The organism is Pseudomonas sp. QC2 (assembly GCF_002859085.1).
Taxonomy (GTDB): domain Bacteria; phylum Pseudomonadota; class Gammaproteobacteria; order Pseudomonadales; family Pseudomonadaceae; genus Aquipseudomonas; species Aquipseudomonas petroselini.
Genome location: NZ_PKKS01000004.1, coordinates 24,731 through 45,662 on the forward strand (window position 1 = coordinate 24,731; position 20,932 = coordinate 45,662).

General features: G+C 59.5%; 15 protein-coding genes. 9 read left to right on the top strand and 6 right to left on the bottom strand.

Going from position 1 to position 20,932, the window contains the following annotated elements; translation table 11 throughout:
• Positions 1-305: 305 nt before the first annotated feature.
• The 9 genes from QCBJ_RS03980 (at position 306) to QCBJ_RS04020 (ending at position 13,019) form a co-directional block, all read left to right on the top strand.
• The gene (locus QCBJ_RS03980) at positions 306-1,709 is read left to right on the top strand and encodes a polynucleotide adenylyltransferase PcnB (RefSeq protein WP_015885905.1); all 1,404 of its coding nucleotides are present in this window, start codon (positions 306-308) and stop codon (positions 1,707-1,709) included.
• Between the two features lie 2 nt (positions 1,710-1,711).
• On the top strand, positions 1,712-2,197 hold the full coding sequence (gene folK / locus QCBJ_RS03985) for a 2-amino-4-hydroxy-6-hydroxymethyldihydropteridine diphosphokinase (protein ID WP_102060176.1): 486 nt from the start codon (positions 1,712-1,714) through the stop codon (positions 2,195-2,197).
• A gap of 286 nt (positions 2,198-2,483) precedes the next feature.
• A complete protein-coding gene (gene panB, locus QCBJ_RS03990) occupies positions 2,484-3,284 on the top strand; it encodes a 3-methyl-2-oxobutanoate hydroxymethyltransferase (RefSeq protein ID WP_046034293.1) in 801 nt (266 codons plus the stop codon).
• On the top strand, positions 3,281-4,132 hold the full coding sequence (panC, locus tag QCBJ_RS03995) for a pantoate--beta-alanine ligase (protein ID WP_046034292.1): 852 nt from the start codon (positions 3,281-3,283) through the stop codon (positions 4,130-4,132). The genes panB and panC overlap by 4 nt, the downstream gene beginning before the upstream one ends.
• 213 nt (positions 4,133-4,345) lie before the next feature.
• Positions 4,346-6,010: a glucose-6-phosphate isomerase gene (gene pgi / locus QCBJ_RS04000; protein WP_015885909.1), complete on the top strand. Its 1,665-nt coding sequence runs from the start codon at positions 4,346-4,348 to the stop codon at positions 6,008-6,010.
• Between the two features lie 105 nt (positions 6,011-6,115).
• Complete coding sequence (gene acs, locus QCBJ_RS04005; RefSeq protein WP_102060177.1) at positions 6,116-8,053, top strand: acetate--CoA ligase; 1,938 nt, start codon at positions 6,116-6,118, stop codon at positions 8,051-8,053.
• A 16-nt stretch (positions 8,054-8,069) separates the two neighbouring features.
• Positions 8,070-8,939, top strand: coding sequence for an oxygenase MpaB family protein (locus QCBJ_RS04010; protein WP_102060178.1), 870 nt, complete (start codon positions 8,070-8,072; stop codon positions 8,937-8,939).
• Positions 8,940-8,996: 57 nt separating this feature from the next.
• Positions 8,997-10,013 (top strand): class I SAM-dependent rRNA methyltransferase, encoded by a 1,017-nt coding sequence (locus QCBJ_RS04015; RefSeq protein ID WP_102060179.1) that lies wholly within the window; start codon positions 8,997-8,999, stop codon positions 10,011-10,013.
• An 87-nt stretch (positions 10,014-10,100) separates the two neighbouring features.
• Positions 10,101-13,019 carry a DUF748 domain-containing protein gene (locus QCBJ_RS04020; RefSeq protein ID WP_102060180.1) on the top strand — a complete coding sequence of 973 codons (2,919 nt, stop codon included), beginning with the start codon at positions 10,101-10,103 and terminating at the stop codon, positions 13,017-13,019.
• Positions 13,020-13,307: 288 nt separating this feature from the next.
• Here the strand turns inward: QCBJ_RS04020 and QCBJ_RS04025 are convergent, their stop codons facing one another.
• From QCBJ_RS04025 to infB, 6 genes are all read right to left on the bottom strand, one after another.
• Positions 13,308-13,931 (bottom strand): BON domain-containing protein, encoded by a 624-nt coding sequence (locus tag QCBJ_RS04025; protein WP_093544332.1) that lies wholly within the window; start codon positions 13,929-13,931, stop codon positions 13,308-13,310.
• A gap of 296 nt (positions 13,932-14,227) precedes the next feature.
• Complete coding sequence (pnp, locus tag QCBJ_RS04030; RefSeq protein ID WP_046034287.1) at positions 14,228-16,333, bottom strand: polyribonucleotide nucleotidyltransferase; 2,106 nt, start codon at positions 16,331-16,333, stop codon at positions 14,228-14,230.
• Between the two features lie 194 nt (positions 16,334-16,527).
• Complete coding sequence (rpsO, locus tag QCBJ_RS04035) at positions 16,528-16,797, bottom strand: 30S ribosomal protein S15 (protein WP_003177875.1); 270 nt, start codon at positions 16,795-16,797, stop codon at positions 16,528-16,530.
• Positions 16,798-16,912: 115 nt separating this feature from the next.
• The gene (truB, locus tag QCBJ_RS04040; RefSeq protein WP_015885916.1) at positions 16,913-17,830 is read right to left on the bottom strand and encodes a tRNA pseudouridine(55) synthase TruB; all 918 of its coding nucleotides are present in this window, start codon (positions 17,828-17,830) and stop codon (positions 16,913-16,915) included.
• Positions 17,831-17,833: 3 nt separating this feature from the next.
• Positions 17,834-18,229, bottom strand: coding sequence for a 30S ribosome-binding factor RbfA (rbfA, locus tag QCBJ_RS04045; RefSeq protein WP_015885917.1), 396 nt, complete (start codon positions 18,227-18,229; stop codon positions 17,834-17,836).
• A gap of 159 nt (positions 18,230-18,388) precedes the next feature.
• The gene (gene infB / locus QCBJ_RS04050) at positions 18,389-20,914 is read right to left on the bottom strand and encodes a translation initiation factor IF-2 (protein WP_015885918.1); all 2,526 of its coding nucleotides are present in this window, start codon (positions 20,912-20,914) and stop codon (positions 18,389-18,391) included.
• Positions 20,915-20,932: the final 18 nt, after the last annotated feature.

Below are 20,932 nucleotides of genomic sequence, written 5' to 3' on the forward strand. Positions count from 1 at the left end.
AAGCAATCCGTTTGCTCTTGGCTCCCGATTGGGAGTGCCATGAAGGTGAAGCTTCATGGCGAGGGCGATCAACAAAAACAAGAAGCCCGCAACCCATAATAAAAATAGAGCACGCAACTACTTCTGGGGGAGCTTCGGCTCCCCTTGTAGTTTCCGGGATTTGTCTGGCATGAATCACCGTAAAGGCTTATGGCGCAATGCCCTTAGCTTGTTCCTACACCATCCCCTGACTAAATGCTAGAATCCCGGCCCATCATGCGGTCATTCTTCGTTATGGCCGAACATTCCTTCAAACAGTGCATCCCATGCTGAAGAAGTTGTTCCAGTCATTCCGTTCTCCCTTGCGTCGTACGCAACACAAACGCAGCACGCCTGAAGTGCTCAACAGCAGCCAGCATTCGCTGCAACGTGCTCAATTCAGCCGTTATGCAGTGAACATCGTCGAGCGTTTGCAGAACGCCGGTTACCAGGCCTATCTGGTGGGCGGGTGCGTGCGTGACATGCTGCTCAATATCACGCCCAAGGACTTCGACGTTGCCACCAGCGCTACGCCTGAGCAGGTCCGCGCCGAATTCCGCAATGCGCGCATCATCGGTCGGCGCTTCAAGTTGGTGCATATCCACTTCGGACGCGAAATCATCGAAGTCGCGACGTTCCGTGCAGGCCACCCGCAAAACGATGAAGAGGAAGACACCAACCAGTCCTCCCGCAACGAAAGCGGGCGCATCTTGCGCGACAACGTCTACGGCACCTTGGAAGAAGACGCGCAGCGCCGCGACTTCACCATTAACGCCCTGTATTACGATCCGGTCAGCGAACGCATTCTCGATTACGCCAATGGCGTACACGACATTCGCAATAACCTGATCCGCCTGATCGGCGACCCGGTCCAGCGCTACCAGGAAGACCCGGTGCGCATGCTGCGGGCCGTGCGGTTTGCCGCCAAGCTGAACTTCGGCATCGAGAAACACACGGCTGCGCCGATTCGCGAACTGGCACCGATGCTGCGGGAGATCCCTTCAGCGCGCCTGTTCGAAGAAGTGCTCAAGCTGTTCCTCTCGGGGTACGCCGCCGACACCTTTGAAATGCTGGTGGACCTGCAGCTGTTCGATCCCCTGTTCCCGGCCAGCGCCGAGGCGTTGGAATACAACCCCACGTACACCCACACCCTGATCAGCGAAGCACTGATCAACACTGACCTGCGCATCAAGCAGAACAAACCGGTGACCCCGGCGTTCCTGTTTGCCGCCCTGCTGTGGCCAGCCCTGCCAAAACGCGTACTGCGCCTGCAAGACCGTGGCATGCCACCGATTCCGGCCATGCAGGAAGCCGCGCATGAGCTGATCGCCGAGCAGTGCCAACGCATCGCAATCCCGAAACGCTTCACCATGCCGATCCGCGAGATCTGGGACATGCAGGAACGCCTGCCGCGCCGTAGCGGCAAACGTGCTGACCTGCTCCTGGACAACCCCCGCTTCCGCGCAGGCTATGACTTCCTGCTGCTGCGCGAAAGCGCTGGCGAGCAAACCGACGGCCTGGGCGAATGGTGGACCGACTACCAGGATGCCAATGACAGCGAGCGCCGCGACATGATCCGTGACCTCGGCAGCAAAGGCGACGGCGAAGGCGCTGGGCCGAAGAAGCGTCGCCGCAGTGGTACCAAGCGCAAGCGCAGTGCCGCTGATGCCTCGGGCGCTGCAGGCGAATAAACGTGGAACGCATCTACATCGGCATGGGCAGCAACCTGGCTGCCCCGGATCAGCAATTGCGCAGTGCTATTGAAGCGCTGGCGCAATTGCCAGGCAGCACCGTCGCCGGTGTCTCCGCCTTTTATCAAAGTGACTCTCTGCTCCCGGGCCAGCCGCGCTATACCAATGCGGTGGCCGCCCTGGACAGCAGCCTCGCGCCCCTTGAGTTACTGGATGCGCTGCAAGCCATCGAAAACGACCAGGGCCGCGAACGCCTGGAGCGCTGGGGACCGCGCACGCTCGACCTGGATATCCTGCTGTTTGGCGATCACCTGATCGATGAGCCACGCCTCAAGGTGCCCCATTACCAGATGCACCTGCGTGCGTTTGTACTGTACCCGCTGGCGGAACTGGCGCCCGCCACCCTGTCATTGCCTGACGGCCAAACCCTGCGCGACTTGCTGGCCGCTTGCCCGTTTATCGGCCTGGAACGCCTTCCTCAGGACTGACTCAGCCAGCGCCCACATGTTGATCTCCTGTGACGTGAAAACGGCGCTCAAGTTGCTGAATCGCGTCAGTAACAGCGGTAACACCGCCATCGTAACAATGCGGTAACACATCCAATTGACTTCCCGTGTCCTCCTCACGACTATAGGCGTCCCGCTGCCGCCAACCCGGCGCTAAAGGGCGCAATCCAGGCCTTATAAGCACTGCTCTCAAGACAGTGCGCCTGTATAAACGAAGACTCACGCGCGTTACTCGCTGTTTCCAAGCGCCTGAACGAGGACCCTTTTCATGCCAGACATTACCCTGACCACCTTGCAGAGCCTCAAGCTCAAAGGTGAAAAAATCACCATGCTGACCTGCTATGACGCCACCTTCGCCCACGCCAGCTGCCAGGCCGGGGTTGAAGTGCTGCTGGTGGGCGACTCCCTGGGCATGGTTCTTCAAGGGAATGACAGCACCCTGCCCGTCACCACCGATGAACTTGCGTACCACACCGCCAGCGTCAAGCGTGGCAACGATGGCGCCTTCATCATCGCCGACCTGCCGTTCATGGGTTACGCGACGCTTGAACAGACCTTCCAGAATGCCGGCAAGCTGATGCAAGCCGGTGCGCACATGATCAAAGTCGAAGGTGCGGTGTGGCTTGCCGAGTCGATCCGCCTGCTGGCTGAGCGCGGCGTGCCGGTGTGCGCGCACATGGGCCTGACACCACAGTCGGTGAACCTCCTCGGCGGCTACAAGGTACAGGGCCGTAATGAGGCCCAGGCGCGCCAGATGCGCGCCGATGCCATCGCCTTGGAACAAGCCGGCGCGGCAATGATCCTGCTCGAATGCGTGCCAAGCGAACTGGCGGCAGAAATCACCCAGGCCGTGAAAGTGCCGGTGATCGGTATTGGCGCGGGTTCCGCCACCGATGGCCAGGTACTGGTGTTGCACGACATGCTCGGCCTGTCGATCACCGGTCGCGTGCCGAAGTTCGTGAAAAACTTCATGACCGGCCAAGCCAGCATCCACGACGCATTGAGCGCCTACGTCGCTGAAGTCAAAGGCGTGACCTTCCCTGGCGCCGAACACGGATTCTCTGCATGAACACCGTAAAAACCGTACGTGAACTGCGCGCAGCCGTAACGCACGCCCGCAGCGCCGGCAAGCGCATTGGCTTTGTGCCCACCATGGGCAACCTGCACAGCGGCCATGCCACCCTGGTGACCAAGGCCGCCCAACAGGCCGACTTCGTGGTGGCGAGCATCTTCGTCAACCCGCTGCAGTTTGGCGCCGGCGAAGACTTGGACAAGTACCCACGCACCCTCGCCGCCGACCAGGAAAAGCTGCTGCAAGCCGGCTGCAACCTGCTGTTCGCGCCCACCGTCGAGGAAATGTACCCCGGCGGCATGACCGGCCAGACCCGCGTGAGCGTGCCGCAACTGTCTGAAGGCCTGTGCGGCGCCAGCCGTCCAGGGCACTTCGAAGGCGTGGCGACGGTGGTCAGCAAGCTGTTCAACATGGTCCAGCCGGACATGGCCGTGTTTGGCCAGAAGGATTACCAGCAACTGGCGGTGATCCGCGCCATGGTCCACGACCTGAACATGCCCATCCAGATCATCGGCGAACCCACCGTGCGCGCCGACGACGGTCTCGCACTGTCGTCGCGCAATGGCTACCTCACCGATGAGCAGCGGGCCATTGCCCCGGTGCTGTACCGCAGCCTCAGCCAGATTGGCGCAGCGATCAAAGCCGGTGATCACGACTTCGCCAAGCTGCGTGCCGAACAGGTCCAGCAGATCGAAGCTGCCGGGTTGCGCCTGGACTACCTTGAAGTACGCCAGGGCGTGCATTTGCGCCCCGCCACGCCCGAGGACCGCGATATCGTAATCCTGGTAGCCGCTTATCTGGGGGCCACCCGCCTCATCGACAACCTGCACCTGACCCTCGACTGACCCCTCCTTGCTGCGGAAATAAAAAGTGCCGGTATAAAAAAGTACCGGCCTGAGCGCAGACAAAGCCAAGACATATCGACACGCTAGGTTTAATGTAATCGCCCTGCGCTATGGTTAGCGCTGTCCGGAACCCATTGCTTGATAAAAGACTGGACGTTCCGGGCTTAAAAGTGTCCTAAAGGCAGTCCCCGTAATAAAAGGAAACCCGCAGCGATGGCGTACTACCGCACTCCTCATGACGTTACCGCTCTGCCCGCCTGGCAAGCGCTCAATCAACATCGCCAAGCCATGCAGGATTTCAGCATGCGCGAAGCATTCAATGCCGATCCTCAGCGTTTCTCCCAGTTCACCTTGAGCAGCTGCGGACTTTTCCTCGATTACTCGAAAAACCTGATCACCAGCGAAACCCGTGACCTCCTCGTGGGCCTGGCCAAAGAAGTCGGCCTGAAAGACGCGATCAACTCACTGTATGCCGGCGAGCCCGTCAACTCTTCCGAAGGTCGCCCAGCGCTGCACACCGCTCTGCGCCGTCCGGTGGGTGACAAGCTGTCGGTGAACGGCGTGAACATCATGCCGGACGTGCACAAGGTGCTGAACCAGATCACTGACCTGGTCGGCCGCATCCATGATGGCCTGTGGCGTGGCTACACCGAAAAGCCGATCACCGACGTGGTGAACATCGGTATCGGTGGCTCGTTCCTCGGCCCGGAACTGGTCTCCGAAGCGCTGTTGTCCTACGCCCATAAAGGCGTGCGCTGCCATTACCTGGCGAACATCGACGGCAGCGAGTTCCACGAGCTGACCATGAAGCTGCGCGCCGAGACCACGCTGTTTATCGTCTCGTCAAAATCCTTCAACACCCTCGAAACCCTGAAAAACGCCCAGGCCGCCCGCGCCTGGTATCTGGCTCAGGGTGGCTCGGAAGCCGAGCTGTATCGTCACTTCATCGCCGTATCCAGCAACAACGCGGCAGCCGTGGCCTTCGGTATCCGCGAAGAAAACATCTTCCCGATGTGGGACTGGGTCGGCGGCCGTTACTCACTGTGGTCGGCCATCGGCTTGCCCATCGCCCTGGCGATCGGCATGTCCAACTTCAAGGAACTGCTGTCCGGTGCCTACACCATGGACCAGCATTTCCAGAACGCCCCATTCGAAGCCAACATGCCGGTGCTGCTGGGCTTGCTGGGCGTGTGGTACGGCAACTTCTGGGGTGCGCAGAGCCACGCGATCCTGCCGTACGACCACTACCTGCGTAACATCACCAAGCACTTGCAACAGCTGGACATGGAATCCAACGGCAAGAGCGTTCGCCAGGACGGTACGCCCGTCGCTACCGATACCGGCCCGGTGATCTGGGGTGGCGTGGGTTGCAACGGCCAGCACGCTTACCACCAGTTGCTGCACCAGGGGACCCAACTGATCCCGGCCGACTTCATCGTGCCGATCGTCAGCTTCAACCCGGTGTCCGACCACCATCAGTGGCTGTACGCCAACTGCCTGTCCCAGAGCCAGGCGCTGATGCTCGGCAAGACCCGCGTCGAAGCCGAAGCCGAGCTGCGCGACAAAGGCATCCCGGAAGACGAAGTGCAGAAGCTGGCACCGCACAAGGTGATCCCGGGCAACCGTCCGAGCAACACCCTCGTGGTCGAGCGCATCAGCCCGCGTCGCCTGGGGGCACTGGTCGCCATGTATGAGCACAAAGTGTTCGTGCAGAGTGTGATCTGGGGCATCAACGCCTTCGACCAATGGGGCGTGGAACTGGGCAAAGAGCTGGGCAAAGGCGTCTACAACCGCCTGACCGGCGCCGAAGAAACCTCGGCCGAGGACGCTTCGACCCAGGGCCTGATCAACTACTTCCGCGGTCGTCACCGCGGCTGATACAGGTATTGCAGGGCCAACGTCCGTTTGGAGGTTGGCCTTGAACCCTCCCCTTGCAGGGTGCATCTTTATGACTTGTGGCTAAAACAAGAATAAGGATCGCTCATGTTCGATATCAGCACGTTTCCCACCGCCGATGCCGTCCGCCGGGCTGCGCAACTCAGTCAAGAGGACTACCAGCGCCTCTACCGCCAATCCATCGAACAGTCGGATACCTTCTGGGCTGAACAGGCCAAGGCCTTTCTCGACTGGATAACCCCTTGGCACACGGTTCATCGCTCAGACATCAACACCGGCGCCGCCCAATGGTTTGCCGGCGGGCAACTGAACGTCAGCTACAACTGCATCGACCGTCACCTGGGGCAACGCGCCGATCAGCCAGCCTTCATCTGGGAAGGCGATGATCCTGCGAAATCTTCCACAATCACTTACCGCCAGCTGCACCAGAACGTCAGCCGCCTGGCCAATGCACTGAAAAGCCGTGGCGTGAAAAAAGGCGACCGGGTGTGCATCTACATGCCGATGATCCCGGAAGCCGCCTACGCCATGCTTGCCTGCACGCGGATTGGCGCCGTGCACTCCGTGGTGTTTGGCGGGTTCTCACCGGACGCCCTGCGTGATCGCATTCTCGACGCGGACTGCCGCACCGTGATCACCGCCGACGAAGGCGTACGCGGCGGCAAGCCGGTGGCGTTGAAACAAAATGTCGACAAAGCCCTGGCCAGTTGCCCCAACGTCAGCACCGTGCTGGTGGTGGAGCGCACGGGGGCTGACCTGATCTGGGTGAAAGACCGCGACATCAAGTACCGACAAGCCCTGGACGCCGCCAGCGACGACTGCCCGCCCGAGCCGATGGACGCTGAAGACCCGCTGTTCATCCTCTACACCTCCGGCAGCACCGGCAAACCCAAGGGCGTGTTGCACACCACCGGGGGCTACCTGCTGCAAGCAGCGATGACCTTCAAGTACGTGCTCGACTACCGCGACGGCGAAGTGTTCTGGTGCACCGCCGATGTGGGCTGGGTCACCGGCCACAGTTACATCGTGTACGGCCCGCTGGCCAATGGCGCGACCTCGCTGATGTTTGAAGGGGTGCCGAGCTACCCGGACAGTTCGCGCTTCTGGCAGGTGATCGACAAGCACAAGGTCAATATTTTCTACACCGCGCCCACGGCCTTGCGTGCATTGATGCGTGAGGGCCATGGCCCGCTGGAGAACACGTCCCGCGCCAGCCTGCGCCTGCTGGGCAGCGTCGGCGAACCGATCAACCCGGAAGCCTGGGATTGGTACTTCAACGCCGTGGGAGAACAACGCTGCCCGATTGTCGACACCTGGTGGCAGACCGAAACCGGCGGCATCATGCTCAGCCCCTTGGTCAGCGCGCAACGGATCAAGCCGGGCTGTGCAACCCAGCCCATGTTCGGCGTACAGCCCGTGTTACTGGATGAACACGGCAAGGCCTTCAGCGGCGCCGGCAGTGGCGTGCTGGCAATCAAAGCGAGCTGGCCGGGGCAGATCCGCAGTGTGTACGGCGATCCGCAGCGGATGATCGACACCTACTTCAAACCCTACCCCGGCTACTACTTCACCGGTGACGGTGCGCGGCGCGATGAAGACGGTGACTACTGGATCACCGGACGCATCGACGATGTGATCAACGTGTCCGGTCACCGTATCGGCACCGCCGAGGTCGAGAGCGCCCTGGTATTGCACGACCAGGTCGCCGAAGCCGCCGTGGTGGGCTACCCCCATGACGTCAAAGGCCAGGGCATTTATGCCTTTGTCACGCCCATGAATGGCGTGGAGCCCAGCGACGCGTTAAAAAAACATTTGCTGGAATTGGTCAGCAAGGAAATTGGCAGCTTCGCCAAGCCGGAACTGATTCAATGGGCACCGGCCTTGCCCAAGACCCGCTCCGGCAAGATCATGCGCAGGATTTTGCGCAAGATCGCCTGCAACGAACTCGACAGCCTCGGCGACACGTCGACCCTGGCTGACCCGAGCGTCGTAGAGGGCTTGATCGACAAGCGCCTGAACCGATAGGAAACCCCACGTCGCCATGGAATTTATTCGCAGCCGTATCGAAACCCAGTTGATGAGCCTCACCGGCCTGTCGCTGGGCCAACTGGACCTGGAAAACCCCAAGGGTGACCCAGGCCTGTTCGGGCCTGACTCGGTGAGTTGGCAAGTCCATGGCGACTTCACCAGCATGCTCGTCGGCGGCATCAGCGCCTTGATGCTGCAGGCCTTGCACCCCTTGGCCCTGGCGGGTGTATGGGACCATTCGAACTTTCGCCAGGACATGCTCGGGCGCTTACGGCGTACCTCGCAGTTCATCTCGGGCACGACCTTTGGCTCGCGCAAAGACGCCGAATGGCTGATCGAAAAGGTCCGTACCATTCATTTGCAGGTGGTCGGCCATGCGCCGGATGGTCGGTCCTATGCGGCCAGCGATCCGGAACTGCTGACCTGGGTGCATGTGGCGGAAGTCAGTCACTTCCTGGCCGCCCACTTACGGTATCGCAACCCACACCTTTCAGGCCGGGACCAGGACCGTTACTACAGCGAAATTGCCTTGGTGGCCGAGCGGCTGGGCGCACGGCATGTTCCGCGCTCGCGGCAGGAAATTTCGGATTATCTGGCACGTATTCGTCCACAACTGCTGTGCGACGACCGCAGCCGCGAGGTCCTGCGTTTGCTGCTGAATGCGCCCTCTCCCAGTACGCTGGCCAAACCTTTTGGCGCCTTGATGATGCAAGCCGGGATCGACCTGCTGCCGGATTGGGCCAGCGCCATGCTTGGACAGCACCAGAGCCCGCTGCAACGCCAGATGATCCGAGCCGGGGTCAAACGCAGTGCGCCGATGCTGCGTTGGGCCATGCGCAACGGTTCGGTACAACGCGCCCATCGGCGGATGGGGTTGATGTAGGCGACAGCGCATAGCTGTTAAACTTCGCGCCCTCAATTCCCCAGCAAGGCGCGCTCCATGTCTTCCTTGAATCAGGCGCTGCGCGCCGCCCTCGATCATCGCCAAGACCTGATCAGCGAGTTGCACGCCCAGGGCACCGACTGCTACCGCGTGTTCCACGGCAGCCAGGAAGGCGCCGGCGGCCTGACCATCGACCGCTACGGCCCGCAATTGCTGGTGCAGAGCTTCCACCAAGCCCTGCAAACCGAAGCGCTGTTGGACCTGCATCAACAGATCAACCAGTCCATGGGCCTGGAATTGCTGCTGGTGTACAACGACCGTTCCCGTGGCAATTCGCGCATCGACCGCGAAGACACGGTATACCGTGCCGAGCCCGCCGCGTTGGAAGACCTGGTTGGACACGAGTGGGGCCTCAATTACCGCGTGCGCGGGCGCCACGCCGGGCAGGACCCACTGCTGTTCCTTGACCTGCGCAATACCCGTGGCTGGGTCAAGGCGCACAGCGCCGGCAAAAGCGTGCTGAACCTGTTCGCCTACACCTGCGGCGTGGGGCTGAGCGCGGCTGCCGGCGGTGCGCGTGAGGTGTGCAACCTGGACTTTGCCGAGGGCAACCTGGCGGTCGGTCGCGAAAATGGCCTGCTCAACCCGCAATTGCCCACCATGGAGTTCGTACAATCCGACTACTTCCCGGCCATTCGCCAACTGGCCGGCCTGCCGATCACCCAGCGGCGTGGGCAGAAACTGCCGAGCTATCCGCGCCTGGAACAACGTCAATACGACCTGGTTTTGCTTGACCCTCCGGCCTGGGCCAAGAGCGCATTCGGTACCGTCGACCTGCTGCGCGACTATCAGAGCCTGCTCAAACCCGCGCTGCTTGCCACGGCTGACAATGGCGTGCTGATCTGCTGCAACAACCTGGCAAAAGTCAGCATGGAGGACTGGCGCGAGCAGGTACTGCGTTGCGCTGAAAAAGCCGGCCGACCGGTGCGCGACTGGAAAATCATGACGCCCGGAGTGGACTTTCCCTCACAGGATCAACAGCCCCCCCTGAAAACCCTGATACTTCAACTGTAAGACCTTTCCCAAAGGCCCGGCTCTTCGGAACCGAAAACCCGTGCCATACTCCAAGGCACTCCTGTATGACATAGATGGCGCCGCCCCATGCCCAAAGGATTGATCCGCGCCGCTGGCGCCTTGTTGACTGCCCTTGCCCTGTACAGCTTACTGGGCTTTCTGATTCTCCCCGGTATTGCGCTTCGTATCGCCAACCAGCAGTTGGCGAATTACGCCACGGTGCCGGCGCGGATCGAACGGATCGAGTTCAATCCGTTCAGCCTGGAAGTGACGGCCTGGGGCCTGCAAATCGGTGAGCCCGGCAAGGAGCAGGTAGGTTTCGAACGCCTCTATGCCAACCTGCAGATCGACAGTCTCTGGACCCGCGCCTTGCACCTCGCTGATATACAACTGGACAAGCCCAAGACCGAGCTGTTGTTCGACAAGTCCGGCCAGTTGAATCTGGCGCAGTTGTTCAAGCTGCCACCCAGTGAGCCCACCCCGACCGATCCGGATGCCAAGCCGTTTCCGTTGCGTATCGACAGCATCAAGCTGGCGGCCGGCTACGTGCACTTCCAGGATTTACGCCCCAGCGAGCCTATCGAATTCCTCTACGACACACTCGACTTCGAGCTGAAGAACCTCAGCACCCTGCCAGAAGACAATGCCGACATGACCTTGGTCGCGGCAGGCCCTGAAGGTGGGCAGATCGACTGGAAAGGCAATTTCAGCCTGGTGCCGATCACCTCCGAAGGTACGTTGAAGGTCACTGGCGGAAAGATGAAAGCCTGGTGGCCCTACGTACGTGACGCGCTGCCACTGGTGCTTGAAGACGGCGTGCTCAACTTCAGCACCGAATACACGTTCAACCTGGCCAAAGAGACCGAACTGAAGCTGACCAACACCGCCGCCAGCATCGCACCGTTCTCCATCAAGGCCCCCGACGGCCGCCCATTGGTACGCCTGGAGCGCCTGGACGTCAGCGAGACCACCGTGGACCTGGCCAAGCAGCAGGTGATCGTCGGCAAGATCCGCAGCAACAAACTGGAAACCTGGGCGGCGCTTGAGGCCGACGGGCAGTTGGACTGGCAAAAGCTGTTCGCCAGCCAACCGAGTAAACCCGCCAAGGCGCCGGAGCCTGCGACCGCACCGGCCACCGCCGACTCGCCAAAACCCGCGCCCGCCGCGCCAAGCAAACCGTGGCAAGTGCTGCTCAAGGACGTGCAACTGCGCAATTACCAGGTGCACCTGGCTGACCGTCAGGCCAAGCCGGCGGTCGCGTTGGAAGTGGGCCCGCTGAACGTCGATATGCAGAACTTCGATAGCCTCAACCAGAGCCCGTTCACCTTGAAAGTCGACACCGGCCTGGGCAAGCAAGGCAAGCTCCAGGCGACCGGCGAAGTCAACCTCAACCCGGTCAGCGCCAAGCTCAAAGTGAACACCCAGGACATCGACCTCCGAGTTGCCCAGTCCTATATCAGCCCTTTCATCCGCCTGGAACTGCGCAGCGGCATGCTCGGCAGCGCCCTCGATGTAAACCTGAAAAGCACCGCCCCGTTGAAACTGCAAGTCACTGGCCGGGCACAGGTCGACCAGTTGCACACGCTGGACACCCTCAAGACCCGCGACTTCGTCAAATGGCAGCGCCTGGTGTTGGAAGGTGTGAACTATCAACACGGCGACAGTCTGTCGATTGACAAGGTCAACCTGCTGCAGCCGTATGCGCGCTTCATGATCAACGATGACCGCACCACCAACGTGGATGACCTGTTGATACCGCAACCAGCCGACAAGAGCGCGAAGCCCGCCAGCAAAGACAAGCCCTTGGGCATTCGTATCGGGCAAATTGCGATCAATGACGGTTCCGCCAACTTTGCTGACTTCAGCCTCACACCTAACTTCGCCACGGCCATTCAACAGCTCAACGGGCAGATCGGCACGATCGACAGTCGCCAGGCCAAGCCGGCCAGCGTCGATATCAAGGGCAAGGTGGACCGGTATGCGCCGGTGACCATCAAAGGCAGCGTGAACCCGTTTGATCCTATGGCAGCGCTGGATATCGCCACCAGCTTCAAACGTGTCGAGCTGACCACCCTGACCCCCTATTCCGGTAAGTTCGCGGGGTTCCGGATCCGTAAGGGGCGCCTGAATCTCGACCTGCACTACGTGATCACCAAGGGCCAATTGAAGGCTGAGAACAAAGTGGTGGTTGAACAGCTGCAACTGGGTGAGAAAGTCGACAGCGCCGATGCCGTGGACTTGCCGATTCGCCTGGCAATCGCCCTGCTGAAGGACTCCGACGGCAAGATCTCCATCGAACTGCCGGTGACCGGCGACCTGAATAACCCGCAATTCAGCGTAATGCCGATCGTCTGGCAGACCCTGCGTAACCTGGTAGTGCGCGCGGCGACAGCGCCCTTCAAGTTTATCGGTGGGTTGGTGACGGGTGGGGGATCGGAAGACCTGGGGAATGTGTCGTTCGCCGCAGGTTCCAGCGAGTTGAACAAAGACGCTGAGGGCGCGTTGAATAAGCTGGCCAACGCGCTGAAAGAGCGCCCTACCCTGCGCCTGGAAATCGAAGGTACCGCCGCTGCCAGCAGCGATGGCCCACTTCTCGCCGCACAGCGTCTGGAGCGCGAATACCAATACAACTACTACAAGATGCTCCAGCGCCGCGGCGACAAGGTTCCGGCCCAGGCTTCCTTGGTGGAAGTACCGGAGAGTGAAAAAGCGCCCTTGCTGGAAGGCATCTACCGCACCCGTCTGAAACAGCAGCCGCCGGCGGAGTGGAAAGACCTTAGCCGTGATGAGCGCACAGCGAAGCTCAAGGACGGCGTGATCAAGTTCTGGAGCACAAGTGATGTACTGCTGCGCCAGCTGGGTCAGGACCGGGCCAGCACCATCAAGGACTACCTGGTCGACAAAGGGAAGTTGGAAGATGACCGGGTGTACTTCATCGATGCCAACCTGGGCCAGGCCGAGAAGGATGGTCGGGTCGTGACACCGATGCACCTGGATGCCGAGTAACGTCTGAGCGACACCTGTGCAACGGTGGGAGCTGGCTCGCCTGCGATACCGACACCTCCGTGATTCAGCTGAATCGAGGTGTTGCTATCGCAGGCGAGCCAGCTCCCACCGTTGTTATCGGCTGACCTTGCGATTGTGTTCCAGCCCACAATAGAACAGGCCCCGGCACAAGTGCCGGGGCCTGTAATGACCACATCCGTGTGGTCGGTCGCATGAACCTTAGAGGTGCATTGAGTGGATATCTAACTCACGCGCCGCCGCCGCCTAGTTCAGACGAATTGTTGAGCGTTACTCTGCTTTCAGGCCATCGGCCGATACAGCTTTAACGCCTTTGATTTTCTTGGTGATATTCACCGCGGTAGTTTTCTGAGCTTCGGTGACTGCTGCAGTCGAAGACAGGGAAACTACGCCTTTGTTGGTCTCGACTTTGATGTCGGTGCCAGGAATGCCTTTCTCGGTTACCAGATCAGCTTTTACTTTGGTAGTGATCCAAGTATCGGAGGTCGACTCTTTGGCGTTAGCCGCTGCGCCTTTGGTTTTATCGATGTTGTCTGCCTTGGTAGCGCCGCCAGCCAGCAGGCCATCAGCAGAAACGGCAGTCACACCTTTAATTTTCTTGGTGATGGCAACAGCAGTCGCTTTTTGCGCATCCGAGATAGCGACTTCCGAGGACAGGGAAACCACACCTTTGTTGGTTTCAACCTTGATGTCCGAACCCGGAATGCCTTTTTCGGTCAGCAGATCAGCTTTAACTTTGGTGGTGATCCAAGTGTCAGAAGTCGATTCTTTTGCCTTGGTGACTTCACCGGCGGCCAGGGTCATTGGCGCCTGGGAATTCTGTGCGAAGGCTACGTTAGCCATAGCCAGGGTCAGAGCGGTAGCAGTTGCAGTAGCGAGAGCGAACTTCTTCATACGAGTAACTCCTGTTTTATTAAAAGTCTGCAGTGTGTGAACCTTGATGCTGCAGCGTTAACAGGGTTATTGCAGGCAGTGTGCCAAGTCTTGACTAAGCATTAAACCGTTATAAAACAAAGACTTATAAAAACAGGTAATTTTCGAAATCGTGCAACTTGCATGAAACAGTCCGCCCCTGCATGCAAGTTGCGGCTTTTTTTGAGTTTAGTAAGCGCCTGATTATTAGGCATTTTCTCACGGGCATAAAAAAAGGACTCCGAAGAGTCCTTTTTTCAGCGTGAAGCCCGGGGTGATTAAACGCCCGAAGCCTTCGCTGCTGCTACGTCCTTGATGGACAGCTTGATACGGCCGCGGTTGTCCACGTCCAGAACCAGCACTTCCACTTCCTGGCCTTCTTTCAGAATGTCGGTCACTTTCTCAACGCGAGCGTCGCTCAGCATGGAGATGTGAACCAAACCGTCTTTGCCTGGCAGGATGTTGACGAATGCGCCGAAGTCGACGATGCGCTCAACCTTACCAACGTAGATCTTGCCGATCTCGGCTTCAGCGGTGATGCCCAGAACGCGCTGACGCGCGGCTTCTGCAGCTTCCTTGGTTTCGCCGAAGATCTTGATCGAACCGTCGTCTTCGATGTCGATCGAAGCCTTGGTTTCTTCGCAGATCGCACGAATGGTCGCGCCGCCTTTACCGATAACATCACGGATTTTGTCGGTGTCGATTTTCATCGCGATCATGGTCGGAGCATTTTCCGACAGCTCGGTACGCGACTGACCAATGATCTGGTTCATCTGACCGAGGATGTTCAGGCGCGCTTCCAGGGCTTGGCCCAGAGCGATTTCCATGATTTCTTCGGTGATGCCTTTGATCTTGATGTCCATCTGCAGCGCGGTCACACCTTTGGCGGTACCGGCTACTTTGAAGTCCATGTCACCCAGGTGGTCTTCGTCGCCCAGGATGTCGGTCAGGATGGCGAACTTCTCGCCTTCTTTAACCAGACCCATGGCGATACCGGCAACCGGCGCCTTCATCGGCACACCGGCGTCCATCAGTGCCAGGGAAGCACCGCAAACGGAAGCCATGGAGCTGGAACCGTTCGACTCAGTGATTTCCGATACGACACGGATGGTGTACGGGAACACGTCGGCGGCTGGCAGCATGGCCGAAATCGAACGACGGGCCAGGCGGCCGTGACCGATTTCGCGACGACCAGCACCGCCCATGCGACCACACTCGCCCACCGAGAACGGAGGGAAGTTGTAGTGCAGCATGAAGGGGTCTTTTTTCTCGCCTTCCAGGGTGTCCAGCAGCTGTGCGTCGCGGGCAGTACCCAAGGTCGCAACAACCAGTGCCTGGGTTTCACCACGGGTGAACAGGGCCGAACCGTGAGTCTTCGGCAGAACGCCGACTTCGATGTTCAGCGGGCGCACGGTGCGGGTGTCGCGGCCGTCGATACGTGGCTTGCCGTTAACGATGTTTTCGCGAACGGTGCGGTATTCGATTTCACCGAAGGCTGCTTTGACTTCGCTGGAAGAAGGCTGGCCTTCTTCGCCGGACAGCTTGGCAACGACTTGGTCCTTCAGCTCACCCAGGCGAGCGTAACGGTCGGCCTTGACAGTGATGGTGTAGGCGTCGGAGATAGCAGCGCCGAACTCGGAGCGGATAGCGCCCAGCAGTGCAGTGGCTTCTGGCTGTGGAGCCCAGGTCCAGGTTGGCTTGGCCGCTTCGGCAGCCAGTTCTTTAACGGCGTTGATCACGACTTGGAACTCGTCGTGAGCAAACAGTACGGCGCCCAGCATCTGGTCTTCGGTCAGCTCTTTGGCTTCCGATTCAACCATCAACACGGCTTCCGAAGTACCGGCAACGACCATGTCCAGGCTCGAAGCTTTCTGCTGCTCGTAAGTCGGGTTCAGCAGGTAGCCTGTGCTTTCGTGGAAGGCGACGCGGGCAGCGCCGATCGGACCATCGAAAGGAATGCCGGAAATAGCCAGGGCCGCCGAGGTACCGATCATCGCAGCGATGTCCGGATCGGTCTTCTTGCTGGTGGAAACGACGGTGCAGACAACCTGCACTTCGTTCATGAAGCCTTCTGGGAACAGCGGACGGATCGGACGGTCGATCAGTCGGGAAGTCAGGGTTTCTTTCTCGGAAGGACGGCCTTCGCGCTTGAAGAAACCGCCAGGGATCTTACCGGCAGCGTAAGTCTTTTCCTGGTAGTGAACGGAAAGAGGGAAGAAGCCTTTGCTCGGGTCAGCGGTCTTGGCGCCAACAACGGTCACCAATACGGTGACGTCGTCGTCAACGGTAACCAGCACTGCGCCGGAGGCTTGACGGGCGATACGGCCTGTCTCGAGGGTAACGGTCGACTGACCGAACTGGAATTTTTTGATAACCGGGTTCACGGTGTCCTACCTTCTTTGTGGCTCTTGGGGAACTTGTCTTCTTGCGAAATTCTTGGGCAATGTCGGGAATCGGCCCGCCGCTTGTCCAGGGTAAAACGTGTATCCAGATAAAACTTGAGGCTGGGAGCCTGCCATGGGCCAGCGGGAATCCCACTGACACACGGCAGACAACCAACCTCTAGCGCAATCGCTGATTAGCGACGCAGACCCAGGCGACCGATCAGAGTCTGATAACGACCCAGATCCTTGCCTTTCAGGTAGTCCAGCAGCTTACGGCGCTGGTTTACCATGCGGATCAGACCACGACGGGAGTGGTGATCTTTACCGTTGGCCTTGAAGTGACCTTGCAGCTTGTTGATGTTGTGGGTCAGCAGTGCAACTTGCACTTCTGGCGAACCAGTGTCACCAACAGCTTGCTGATAGTCAGCTACGATTTGTGCTTTTTCTTGAACGTCGAGAGCCATGAGGCAATCCTTTTTTCAGGAAACCACCCAAAGGGCGGTTTCAACAGGCCAGGGACAAATCCCTGTATCTAAAAATGAGTGTTGACCGTGCCTGTTAACAGCCACACTCGTTCGGTCATTCTGACCGAATCAGTCGACGCGGCGCGATGCGCCCGTCTTCGCTCACTTCACCGATACCGATAAAGCGACCGTTATGATCCTGTACCCGCACCATACCGAACTTCGGAGCGTCCGGGGCACGTACCGGTTGGCCGTTGAGCCAGTAGAACGCGCTGTGCTCCGAAAAGTGCAGCAATGGCCAATCCAGTAGACCGCTGTCCGACGGCATCAGGAAACGATCAACCGCTTCGTTCCCCCCTTCGGCGTGTACGGCTTCCAACTCTTCCAGCGTGACCGTCTGGGCCAGGCTGAACGGACCTGCCTGGGTGCGTCGCAGCTCTGCAACGTACGCGCCGCAACCAAGCTTTTCACCGATATCTTCCACCAGGGTACGGATATAGGTGCCTTTGCTGCAGTCCACGGCCAAGCGGGCAGTGTCGCCTTCATGAGCGAGCAATTCCAAGCGCGCAATAGTAACAGAACGCGGTTCGCGCTCCACTACTTCGCCCGCACGTGCCAGCTTGTAGAGCGGCTGGCCATCACGCTTGAGAGCCGAGTACATCGGCGGTATCTGACTGATTTCCCCACGAAAACCGGGTAAAGCAGCTTCAATATCAGCACGACCAACGGTCACGTCGCGAACCTGCAAAACATCACCTTCAGCGTCGGCCGTGGTGGTGGTCTTGCCCAGTTGCATCAGGGTTTCGTACCCCTTGTCGGAATCGAGCAGGTATTGCGAGAACTTGGTGGCCTCACCAAAGCACAACGGCAGTACGCCGGTGGCCAGGGGATCAAGGCTGCCGGTGTGCCCGGCCTTCTCCGCATTGAGCAGCCAGCGGACTTTCTGCAACGCGGCATTGGAGGTGAAGCCAATGGGCTTGTCGAGCAGAATGATGCCGCTGACATTGCGACGGATACGTTTGACCTGAGCCACCGCTTACTCCTTGGCGTCTTCAGGTGTGGACGGATGCTGGCTGTCTTCAGCCACGGCGCGCTCGATCAGCGCCGACAGGTGCGCACCACGTACGACGCTTTCGTCGTAGTGGAAGTGCAACTGGGGAACACTGCGCAGCTTCATCTCACGGGCCAACTGCATACGCAGGAAGCCTGCGGCGGCGTTGAGCACCTTGATGCTTTGTGCAATTTCTTCGGCGCTGTCCTGCCCCATCACGGTGATGAAGATCTTGGCGTGACCCACGTCACGGCTCACTTCAACAGCAGTGATCGTGACCAGGCCAACGCGGGGGTCTTTGACTTCGCGACGGATCAGTTGGGCCAGCTCGCGCTGCATCTGATCGCCGATACGCTGGGTACGGCTGTATTCTTTTGCCATGTCTTGTTACCTGTTACTGCCACACGGTGAAACCCGTGGGGTCTGAAAGCGGCAAACGCCCGGCCTGACAAAAGCCAGACCGGGCGTTGCGTTTAGAGTCCGGACACTGCGCGGGGCATTTGCATGCCCACACACGGCGTGGCTCCTGAAGTGCGCGAGTTAGAGGCTGCGAGCAACCTGAACCTTCTCGTAGACTTCGATCTTGTCGCCAGCCTTGACGTCGTTGTAGCTCTTGACGCCGATACCGCATTCCATGCCGGCACGTACTTCGGAAGCGTCATCCTTGAAGCGGCGCAGGGATTCCAGCTCGCCTTCGAAGATAACGATGTCTTCACGCAGTACACGGATTGGACGGTTACGGTACACAGTACCTTCGATAACCATGCAACCGGCGATCGCGCCGAATTTCGGCGAGCGGAACACGTCACGCACCTCGGCCACACCCAGGATGTTCTCCCGGACGTCGCTGCCAAGCATGCCGGTGAGGGCCTTCTTGACGTCTTCGATGATGTCGTAGATGACGTTGTAGTAACGCATATCCAGGCCTTCCTGCTCGACGATCTTGCGAGCGCCAGCATCGGCACGCACGTTGAAGCCGAACAGTACAGCGTTGGAGGCCAGTGCCAGGTTGGCGTCGGATTCGGTGATACCACCGACACCGCCACCGACAACGCGCACTTGCACTTCGTCGTTACCCAGGCCGTTCAAGGCGCCGTTCAACGCCTCGAGGGAACCACGGACGTCAGATTTGAGGACGATGTTAAGCGTCTTCTTCTCTGCCTGGCCCATGTTCTCGAAGATGTTTTCCAGCTTACCGGCGTGAGCACGAGCGAGTTTGACTTCGCGGAACTTGCCTTGACGGAACAGAGCCACTTCACGGGCTTTCTTCTCGTCCGACAGCACGCTCATCTCGTCGCCAGCGTCCGGGGTACCGTCCAGGCCGAGGATCTCGACAGGGATGGAAGGACCGGCTTCTTTGATTGGCTTGCCGTTCTCGTCGAGCATGGCACGTACACGGCCGTAGTTCGAACCAACCAGCACCATGTCGCCTTGGCGCAGGGTACCGTCTTGAACCAGAACGGTTGCAACCGGGCCACGACCTTTGTCGAGACGCGATTCAACCACAACACCGCGACCTGGGGCCGATGGGGTTGCCTTGAGTTCGAGTACTTCAGCTTGCAGCAGGACGGCTTCGAGCAGCTCGTCTACGCCAGTACCGACTTTCGCCGAGACCGAAACGAACGGCGTATCACCGCCCCACTCTTCGGACGTCACGCCGTGAACCGACAGTTCGCTACGGATGCGATCGAGATCGGCGCCCGGCTTGTCGATTTTGTTCACGGCAACAACCAGTGGAACACCAGCGGCCTTAGCGTGCTGGACAGCTTCAATGGTCTGCGGCATCACGCCGTCGTCCGCTGCAACTACCAGGATCACGATGTCAGTCGCCTTGGCACCACGGGCACGCATTGCGGTAAACGCGGCGTGACCAGGGGTGTCGAGGAAGGTGACCATGCCGCGCTCGGTTTCAACGTGGTATGCACCGATGTGCTGGGTGATACCGCCGGCTTCGCCAGCAGCTACCTTGGCACGACGGATGTAGTCGAGCAGCGAAGTCTTACCATGGTCAACGTGGCCCATTACGGTCACAACTGGCGCACGGGAGAACGTCTCACCTTCAAACTTCAAGGACTCGGCCAGGGAGTCTTCCAGGGCGGTGTCGCTGACCAGGGTCACTTTGTGGCCCAGTTCTTCGGCTACCAGCTGAGCAGTTTCCTGATCAAGCACCTGGTTGATGGTCGCTGGGGTACCCAGTTTGAACATGAACTTGATGATTTCAGCAGCCTTGACCGACATCTGATTGGCGAGATCGCCAACCGTGATGGTCTCGCCGATCTGCACATCACGCACGACAGGGCCGGTTGGGCTCTGGAAACCGTGGGCGTTGCGCTTTTTCAGCTTGGCCTTGCCGCGACCACCACGACGGAAGCCATCGCTTTCTTCGTCGGTGGTGCGTGGAGCAACGCGTGGAGCAGGCGCTTTCTCTTTGACCGAGGCACGATGCGGAGCGTTTTTACGCTCGCCATCGCCACCACCACCGCGACGATTGTTATCGTCGGCACGTGGTTTGTCCGGACGACGAGGTTCGTCGCGCTTGCGGGCGTCAGCAGCCGGTGCTGGTGCGGCGGCAACCGGAGCGGCCTCACGCACAGCTTCAACAGGCGCTACAGGAGCGGCGACCGCTTCAGTACCAGCAGGTTGCGCAGCAGCAGGCTGGCGACGCGCTTCTTCTTCGGCGCGACGCTTGGCTTCTTCTTCAGCCTTCTGACGAGCAGCATTTTCTACTGCGCGACGTTCTTCCAGTTCGCGTTTGCGCTCGGCTTCGATTTCTTCCGGGCTGCGCTGTACGAAGACTTTCTTCTTGCGTACTTCAACGCTGATGCTCTTGCTACCAGCAACACGCAGGGTGCTGGTGGTTTTGCGCTGCAATGTAATCTTGCGCGGTTCTTCCACTTTCGCCTTGTGGCTGCTCTTCAAGTGAGTCAGCAAAGACTGCTTCTCACTATCGCTCACACCTTCATCGGCGGCGGTGTGCGGCAGACCTGCCTCACGCATCTGCTGCAACAGGCGCTCTACCGGTGTTTTGACCTCATCGGCCAGTTGTTTCACCGTGACTTGCGTCATGCACTTCTCTCCTCAGGC